This window comes from Microbulbifer mangrovi (assembly GCF_002009015.1).
In the GTDB taxonomy this organism is placed as follows: Bacteria; Pseudomonadota; Gammaproteobacteria; order Pseudomonadales; family Cellvibrionaceae; genus Microbulbifer; species Microbulbifer mangrovi.
Map to the genome: position 1 here is coordinate 1 of NZ_LZDE01000218.1, position 9,067 is coordinate 9,067.

The 9,067-nt window shown below is 54.9% G+C and carries 6 protein-coding genes; 3 read left to right on the forward strand and 3 right to left on the reverse strand.

Annotation, left to right across the window (positions count from 1 at the left end):
* Nucleotides 1-59 precede the first annotated feature (59 nt).
* Nucleotides 60-1,838 carry a DUF885 domain-containing protein gene (locus B4U49_RS02730; protein ID WP_078083045.1) on the reverse strand — a complete coding sequence of 593 codons (1,779 nt, stop codon included), beginning with the start codon at nucleotides 1,836-1,838 and terminating at the stop codon, nucleotides 60-62.
* 189 nt (nucleotides 1,839-2,027) lie between these two features.
* The gene (locus B4U49_RS02735; protein WP_078083046.1) at nucleotides 2,028-2,822 is read right to left on the reverse strand and encodes an SDR family NAD(P)-dependent oxidoreductase; all 795 of its coding nucleotides are present in this window, start codon (nucleotides 2,820-2,822) and stop codon (nucleotides 2,028-2,030) included.
* 230 nt (nucleotides 2,823-3,052) lie between these two features.
* Here B4U49_RS02735 and B4U49_RS02740 point away from each other — a divergent pair, with 230 nt between their 5' ends.
* Complete coding sequence (locus B4U49_RS02740; protein ID WP_078083047.1) at nucleotides 3,053-3,970, forward strand: SphA family protein; 918 nt, start codon at nucleotides 3,053-3,055, stop codon at nucleotides 3,968-3,970.
* 53 nt (nucleotides 3,971-4,023) lie between these two features.
* On the opposite strand, the gene B4U49_RS02745 is transcribed toward B4U49_RS02740, so the two are convergent.
* Nucleotides 4,024-5,892, reverse strand: a complete 1,869-nt coding sequence (locus B4U49_RS02745) for a serine hydrolase domain-containing protein (protein ID WP_158078536.1) — start codon at nucleotides 5,890-5,892, stop codon at nucleotides 4,024-4,026.
* A 209-nt stretch (nucleotides 5,893-6,101) separates the two neighbouring features.
* Here B4U49_RS02745 and B4U49_RS02750 point away from each other — a divergent pair, with 209 nt between their 5' ends.
* The gene (locus tag B4U49_RS02750) at nucleotides 6,102-8,144 is read left to right on the forward strand and encodes a winged helix-turn-helix domain-containing protein (protein WP_158078537.1); all 2,043 of its coding nucleotides are present in this window, start codon (nucleotides 6,102-6,104) and stop codon (nucleotides 8,142-8,144) included.
* 17 nt (nucleotides 8,145-8,161) lie between these two features.
* The gene (locus B4U49_RS02755) at nucleotides 8,162-9,013 is read left to right on the forward strand and encodes a carbon-nitrogen hydrolase family protein (RefSeq protein WP_078083050.1); all 852 of its coding nucleotides are present in this window, start codon (nucleotides 8,162-8,164) and stop codon (nucleotides 9,011-9,013) included.
* Nucleotides 9,014-9,067 lie beyond the last annotated feature (54 nt).

Below are 9,067 nucleotides of genomic sequence, written 5' to 3' on the forward strand. Positions count from 1 at the left end.
GGGATACGGGCAGGGATACGGGCGACCGGCCCCGGTTAGTTTACCGGGGCCGCAAATAATCAGTTTTTGTTTTCTACGATAAATCGATCCATTTGCGCTTCCAGCATTTCCATCGGCAGCGCGCCATTGGCGAGTACCGCATCGTGGAAGGCACGCAGGTCGAAGCGGTCGCCCAACTCTTTTTCCGCCTTTGCACGCAGTTCGCGAATCTTGATCTCACCCATTTTGTAAGACAGTGCCTGTCCCGGCCAGGAGATATAGCGATCCACTTCGGCGCGCACGTTTGCCTGTGACAGCGAGGTATTGCCGGCGAGGAAATCCAGTGCCTGTTGACGGCTCCAACCCTGGGAATGAATACCCGTATCGATGACTAGACGCGCGGCACGCCACATTTCATAGCTCAGGCGGCCAAACTGCTGGTAGGCGTTTTCATATACCCCCATTTCCACCCCGAGACGCTCGGTATACAGGGCCCAGCCCTCACCAAATGCGCTGAGATACAGGTTCTTACGGAACATAGGTACGTTTTCCAGCTCCAGTGACAGCGCCCCCTGCAGGTGGTGGCCGGGAACGGCCTCGTGCAGGGTAAGTGCAACCAGTTCATACAGCGGACGCTGGTCCAGGGCGTAGGTATTCACCCAGTAGGCGCCGCCGCGGGTACCGCCGATGGCGGCGGGATTGTAGGAAGCAGTGGTGTAGTTGGGGGCGATTTCGTCCGGTACCGGCACCACCCCATAGGGCAGGCGCGGCAGCTTGCCGAAGAACTCCGGCAGGCGATAGTCGATGCGTTTGGCGATATAGGAGGCTTCTTTCAGAAGATCCTTCGGAGTCTTGGCGTAGAACTGAGGGTCGGTACGCAGGAACTCGGTGAATTCCTCGAAGCTGCCATCAAATCCGGATTCCTCAATCAGTGCGTTCATTTCCGAACGGATACGCTTTACTTCGTCGAGCCCGATCTTGTGGATCTCCGCAGGATCCATATCAAGGGTGACGTAGGTGCGGATCGCATGGCGATAGTAGTCCTTGCCACCGGCCAGATCTTCCGCAGCCAGGGATTCACTCGCCGCGTTCATGTAGTCACCTTCAAGGAAGGTCGCCACGCGATCAAATGCGGGAATCGCGTACTTTTTAATGGCGTTGGCTCCCGCGATCTGGAGACGCTTTTTCTCCGCATCAGAAAAGCTGTCCGGGAGGTTTTCAAACGGTTCGTACAGGCTGCTTTTTTTCGGGTCGTCGTAGACCTGTGCGCGCACGGTGGGTGCAATGCCTTTCACCACGATTCTCGGAAGTACAAACCCGTCATCAATTCCGGCGCGCATGTTTGCGACGTTTTCATCGAAGTAGCGACCGAAATCCTGGATACGTTTGATGTAATCCTCGTAGTCTGACGCCTTCGGCATATTCAGTCCGCTACTGGCGTCCAGTGCGGCACTCCAGAAACTGTAGAACGTATTGACCGGTATGCGATCAAGATACTGTTCATTGGACTCGATGGAATTCTTCAGCACCCAGCTGAGCAGGTCCTTGTTGACCCGCTCGGAATCGCTTAGCGTGGCACTGTCGATCTCGGCGAGGCGGGCCACGAATTGTTGCTCTGCCCGCAGGCGACGAGCGCGGTCTTTTTCCGACACGCCGGGCAGGCGATCGTTATAACCTTTCTCCCCCATTCGGCCAGCGCTGATGGGATCTTCCAGCAAGCTGTACTGCCAGTGATCGTCGATCACACGTTGCAGCTGTTCGGCGGCGGAAGCAGCCAATGCGTTTTGCGTAACCAGTGCGGCGAGCAGGGCAAGTAATGAAAGTAGCCGCGCAGGATGCGCCAGTGAAATACCGGACATGGGAAGACTCTCCAGAGGCTAAACGGTGGTCGTTGGTCTTTGCGCACAACTCTACCACGCCCCATCGGAGCGGGAATCCATACCGTCCGGTTAGTCGATAAAATGCCGGGTCTTGCGGTTCAACCGTGTGCCCCCCAGGCGATTATTCTGCAGAATCCACTGACAGCAGTTTCTGCCACAACACCGACATCAAACGATACTCTTGATCAGACCGCCTTCCGCCTTGATGCTCGCACCGTTGATTGCCGAACTGCAGGGGGATGCCAGGAATGCCACCACACAGGCAATCTCCTCCGGCTTGATAAAGCGCTGTAACAGGGAATCGGGCTCTGTCTCGCGAAAGAACTCGCTGACAAATTCCTCTTCCGACTTTCCCTGTACCTGCGCGCTCTCCTTCAGCCAGCTACTGACGCCCTCGGTCATGGTGGGCCCCGGCAATACGGAATTCACCGTGATATCGCGACCGCTGCCCTTCGTCAGGTTGGCGAGACCTCGCCCCAGGACTATCTGCGCACCTTTGGTCACCGAGTAATGCACCATGCTCTCGAGTCCGCGCATCCCGGCTTCGCTGGCAATATTGATGACGCGTCCAAAGTCCTGTTCGAGCATTTTGGGGAAGAAGTGTCTGCACAGTCGCACCGTGCTCAGTACGTTGATGTCGAGGAACTGACGCCACTCTTCATCGGTGATTTCAGAAAAGGGACGGGGATTGAATATCCCCATATTATTGACCAGCACGTCCAGCTGACCGTGGGATTCGATCTCAGCGCAGATTCGCGCAGTATCCTGCGCCTCGGACAGATCCCCGTCGATCGCGATCACATCGCCGAGTGTCGTTAGCTCCGCGGCCACCAGATTGGTATCCGAGCGCCCATTGATAATGACCCTGGCGCCCTCGCGTATCAGGCTTTCCGCAATAGACCTTCCTATACCCTTGGTAGAACCACTGACAAAAGCCAGCTTGCCCTTGAGCTTGAGATCCATAAATACACCCCGGCGATGACGCACATCTGCCCTATAGTAGGGTCCGCCGCCCCGGGCGGTAGCCCGAGTGGAAATTGGGATAGCAACTACACTTGCAAACGGTATACAGGAAGTAACAAACCCGAAGTGAGGGAGTAGCTATCGTGCTCGCCAACTTTTCTATTGTCCGATCTCATAACAAGTTTTCATTAGCCCTGTTATTGGCAACTATATGCACAGGCCTTTTCGGCTTGTGCACAAGTGCTGCCCGTGCAACTGAAGGTGGTATCGGCTACTACGTGCCAGGAACTGCGGCGACACTGATCGACCGCGCGCCGGTTCAGACCGGTTGGGTGTTTGAACCCATGTATCTCAATTACAGCGGTGATCTCAGCGCCAATGTACGCGTGCCCATTGCAGACCTGATCACGGCGGGTATCGACGTACGCATCAATAGTGTGGTTCCCGGTGCTCTATATACGTTCGAAAAGCCAGTGCTTGGTGCCAAGTACACCATGGGGGCCTACCTTTCGTGGGTTGATGTGAAGGTGACCGGACGAGTGGAAAGCCAGCTGGGGGCTATCCGTCGTACGTCCTCCGAATCCGGTTTGGGTGACACCACTATTATCCCGGCAATGCTCGGCTGGGTGGATGGCAACTGGCAGTACAATGCTTTTCTCCCGATACACGCGCCCACCGGGGATTATGAAGAGGGACGACTTGCCAACCCCGGGCTGAATTACTGGTCGGCAGATCCTACCTTCGGGATTGCCTACACCAACCTGGAATCAGGCTTTAATGCCACCATGTTTGCCGGCGTGACCTTAAACCAGCAGAATCCCGACACCGACTATCGCAGCGGCCGCCTACTGCATTTCGACGCCAGCCTCCAACAGATGATCAAGGCCGGTAGTGGCTTTGTAACCCTGGGTGTCAACGGTTTCTACGGTAATCAAATCAGCGATGATCAGAATCAGGACAGGTTTGTGGGCCCCTTCCGTCAGAGAAGTGGCGGTATCGGTCCGGCGATCGGTTATATGCTGCCCATGGGTAAAGACAATATCGTGGTGGAGTTTCGCTGGTTGCCACAGCTGGACACCAGAAACACCACTGAAGGTGATTACTACTGGTTGAAATTTGTTTACCAGGTGGGTACCGGTAAAAAGTAATCGAATGTAACTATCCCGAGACCTGGCATGCGGCGCCGCAGATTACCCGATTCTCAGGCCCATAAACGGAGGCCGACGATTCCATATCCTGTGAGGAAGCAGGCTAGCGCGGCATTTAACCCCATCAACAATATTGCATGGTTTCGCCAGAAGCCCCCTGTCGCTTGTTGACGATTCAGATAACCAATCCGCAGCGCCCAAAACGCAGTGAGTAGAAATACGATCGGGCCAATAAAAACCATTAGTGACGGTATTGTCTTGGTCGCAGCAAGCGCGAAAGGTTGCGGGCCACGCGAGACCATGACTGCGCCTGTAACGGCAAGGAAGATTCCTGAAACCGGTAATACCGACCAAATACGCAAGCGAACATCGGCGACTGCCATGTTGCGGCCTAATAGCTTGCTCGGCAGCCAGATCAGAAGAAACAACAGACCGAGGATGGTCGTCACCAGCCAGGTTGTGACCAGCAACAGTGGAAGCAACGCGGTAAAGGTTCCCGTTTTCTTTAATGTCATGGGACCGTAATGGAGAACACTCCCCAGCAGGGGATCTTCTGCCGCAACCAAGGCGACACGACCGGTATCCTCCTGTAGATACTTTCCGTTCGTTGTCGCGGAAAGTATTCGGGGCTTCCCTCCGATCAACGGTGTGACCCTGATTCCACCCTCTGTAGCGTCAATTTTCCACGGGATCAGTTTGTGGGCAATGCGCCACCTCTCTGCATTCGGACTCACCAGCTGATAGAAACCGCCCAAGCCAGCATCCGGCTTTCCCGTTGATCGCGCAGGATTTGCTTTGTCGCTAATCTGTTTTGTTGCTTCGTATTCGGCCAGTACTTTGTGGATCTGGTTTGCAGCGGGACTTTCACCATTCGTGAGAACCACATGTCCCTGCTCGCCCTGCGGCGTGTAAGCGACTAGTGCGCGCACGCCAGGTAGCGCGCCTTCATGGCCATAATAGATCAGCCCCTTGTGGTGAAACGAAGTCAGCCCGGTTCCCCAGCCTATTTCCATTCCCGCGGCGGCTGCGTGTGAACCAACGGGTTGCTGCATCGCACGGATGCTGTCGCTATCCAGCACCTTAGTTTCTACAGCCTTCTGCGGGTGCTGCATAAAGCGTACAAGCCTGACCATATCATCGAGACTACTGTGCATTCCGCCGGCGGCACGGTTCGGCAAGTGCCAGTAGGGCAAGGCCTGCCCCCCGCGGTACAGGGTGGCCGCGTTGGAACGAAAATGATCATCGAAATAGTAACCGCTGTCCTCCATCGCCAGAGGCTGGAAGAACCGGCTCTCGATATAGTCCTCATAACGCTCTCCGGTGATTTTCTCGACGATATAAGCGGCCACCAGCGGTCCCGAGTTGTTGTAAGCGGACCGGCTCCCCGGCACCCAGCGCGATGTTCGCGAATGCGGGTGTAGTGCCAGCGTTTCGGTAATAGTCAGTGGCTCCTTATTCTGGCTGACAAGCTCGGGCGGGTGCGGAGCGTCCCAGCCGGTTGTATGGTTCAGGAGATGTACCAGCCGTATTGGATACTGGTCTTTCCAGGGGTTTTCAAAGGCTACCTCCGGAGCCAGATCGGCGACGCGGTCGCCCAGGGACAGCTTTTTCTCTGAAACCAGCTTCATGACCGCGAGCCCCACCAGCATCTTGGACACCGAACCGACCCGAAATACGGTATGTCGGTCGACCATTTCCCGATGCTCAATATTCTTGAAGCCCGTCGTATAGCGCCACACGGAACCATCTGGCTCAAACACGGCTACCGCGGCACCTGGTGTACGAGTGCGTTTTAAAATTTGCTCAATTTCCCCGGCAAGCTCGGCATAAGTTCGGTCACTGGTACTCGACACCTCCGCCGCCCCAAGGTTAAAAGTAATAAGCGACAGCAGAACCATCACTAAGCTGGTTATTTTTTGCATATGTTTTTCCTCTGCTTCCATCGATCCAGCGCGCTCCAGTCGGCACCGGATACATCGGCTGTGTTTTAATGAGGAATTAATATCCAGGGGTGAGGCGTGATGACAAAGGAAGCTTTGTGATGGTGTGTGACCGACACATCGGCACCTTGGTCACACTTGTTCACAAACCGTAACCGATTGATTTAAAAGCATTTGGAGCTTTGAGTATTGTGACGGGCAGCCATCAGGTAGGCGAATATTTATACGACAGTGATCGCGGGCGCCTGCTGCAAGGGGACGGCGAAAAGCGGCTGGAACCCCAGGTTAACGCGCTGTTAAAGCTATTTATTGAAAGCCCCGGGGAAACAATCACCAGGGAACAGATCAGTAAACATATCTGGTCAGATCGTGTGGTGGGAGATGACGCACTGCGTGCGATGATTCGCAAGTTACGCGATGCGTTTGGGGACGATGCACGAAGTGCAAACTATATTCGCACCGAGCCATTGAAGGGCTATACATTGATCGCGCCGGTCACCCCGTATTCCCCAGACGATGGCCAGCACAATTCAGCCACCTTCCGGCATCGCAAAAAACTTCTCCTGGCAATCGTCGGTGTGACTGCCTGCGCCGCACTCATCGCTGGGCTCTTGCCATTCGCTGTTCAGGAGCAGGCTCCTGCTACGATAGACTTGCTTACCCGAATGACCGGCTCGGAGGTTAGCCCTGACTACAGTCCCGCAGGTAACCGGCTGATTTTCTCTCACCGCTCCAATAAAGACGATTTCTTACAGCTGTATGTCAAGAACCTGAATACTTCGCAGGTTCAGCGCTTAACCTGGGAGCCGGCGGATTATGCCAGTGCCCTCTGGTCACCGGATGGACAGGAGATCGTTTATTCCCGCAGCGTTAATAACAAGCTGGAGCATTTTCTCGCCAAGTTCGATTCGCAGCAGGGGATAGTTGAAGAACAGCCCCTTTTAATCGACCAGATTACTCGGCGCTATCTGCTAGCGTGGTCACAAGATGAGCGGGCGGTATACCTCAAAGATGGTCCGCGGCCGGGAACACCCGCCGGCATTACCAAGGTCAATCTGGATAACGGAGAAACCACGGCAATCACTGCGCCCAATGTGCATGGGGTTGGTGATATTTTTGCCCGCGAATCTTTCGATGGAAGCATGCTCGCGGTGCTGAGGGATGTGGAGCCGGGAAAACAGGAACTTCTTGTTCTGGACAAGACGACCGGCGGGCTGCTGCACACAAGAGTACTTATGGCACCGGCGGATCGACTGGTATGGTCGCAATCCGGGGATGAGATCACGTTAAGTAACTTCCTCGGCGGGATACAGTTTTTTGATCTCAATTCCAATACATTGTCCGTTGGAAAACTGCCCGCGGACGGTATCAATGATGTTTTCCACAAGTGCGGTGCCCGCTGCCTGTATATGCGCAAGCATAATGGCAACTTCCTCGACTTACTGGAACAGCCGAATCCCTTCCTCAAGCGCCCACTGATGGCCGCACAAAACCTGGACCTGCCCGGAGCGGAAGATTTTCCGATCTTCAGCCGGGATCAGCGTGGTCTCTACTTTATTGAAAAGACCGGATCTGCACTTGTCCTCATGTACAGAGGCCATCACGGCAAACCCGTCGAGATCTTTCATTTTCCTGTAAACGCCAGGGTTGGCGCGCTTACGCTGAATTCTTCTGGCAGCCACATGGCCGGTTTATCCGATGATCGGGTGTTCGTGATGAGCCTGCAGGAACCGGTGATCGAGTTTATCTCCAGCGGTGCAGAGCTGGTGGGATTCCCCTTCTGGCTAGCGGATGGCAGTGGTCTGCAGTTTTCGAAAAAAGAAAAGGGATCGGTAAAGCTCTACCACTACGACCTGATTTCCAAAGCGACCTCTTCGTTGATGCCAGGGTACCTGGCTAATATCGCACTCAACGACAACCGCTTTTTACGCATCGATGGAAGCAATAAGGTCTGGCTGGTGAAACCCGGGCACGATCCGTCGCTCCTTACCGAATTACCGTCTGTGTCGCCTAATCGCTGGCAGATCCGTAACAGCTGGATGTATTTCACCGCGCATGAGGGGAATATGGCGGTCATGCAGCGGATTAATTTGGACAGTGGCATCAAGGAACAGGTGCCATTGGCCAAGAACCGGTTCCGACTAAACTTTGATCTTAGTGAAGATGGTGAGCGGGCACTGTTTGTCCGATCTTTGTTGGCAGAGAGCGATCTCGTCAAGGTTTCACTGCAATAGAAGCTAAGGAGTGTTCCGTGAAGGATGTCCACGTAGGGGCGGTACAGATGGTTAGCGGTGATAGCGTCGCTGATAACCTCGACAGAGCCCGTGCGCTGTTGGTAACAGCGGCACAACGAGGCGCAAGGCTGGTGTTGCTCCCGGAAAATTTCGCACACCTGTCCGATCGGGGCAGCTACGCAGTGGCCGAACATTTCGCAGATGATGGCATCCCTGATGACGTGCGACAGCCAATTCAGGCGGCGCTTCGTCGCTGGTCAAAAGAACTTGGTATCTGGCTGGTCGCGGGCGCGATCCCCCTGCTAGAGCGATCTGATGGCACGCCGGTCGAAGGCAAGCGCACACGCTCAGCCTGTCTCGTTTACGACGACGCCGGACAGCTTAGTACCCGCTACGACAAGATCCATTTGTTTGACGTAGACGTCGCCGACGCGGCCGGACGCTATCGAGAATCGAATTCTATCGAGCCCGGCACCCATACCAGTACCGTCGATACTCCATGGGCGAAGCTCGGGCTCAGTATCTGCTTCGACCTTCGCTTTCCCGAACTTTTTAGAGCGCTGGCAACGCAAGGTGCAGAAGTTCTACTGGTACCTGCCGCATTTACCCATACGACAGGCCAGGCGCACTGGAAAACACTGCTACAGGCACGCGCCATTGAAAATGGCTGCTTCGTAATAGCAGCAAACCAGGGAGGACAGCATTCAGAAAAACGCAGGACCTGGGGACATTCTGTGATTATTGATCCCTGGGGAGATGTGCTCATAGAAGCCGGCGAGGGAGAAGCTGTGATTATTGCAAAGCTCGATGGGGATAAGTTGGGGACAGTCCGTCGGAACATGCCGCTACTCAATATGCGGCGCCTGTAGCTATTAGTAAAAGGCGTTACTCACAGAATTACTGGACAGAGCTGTGGGTAAGTG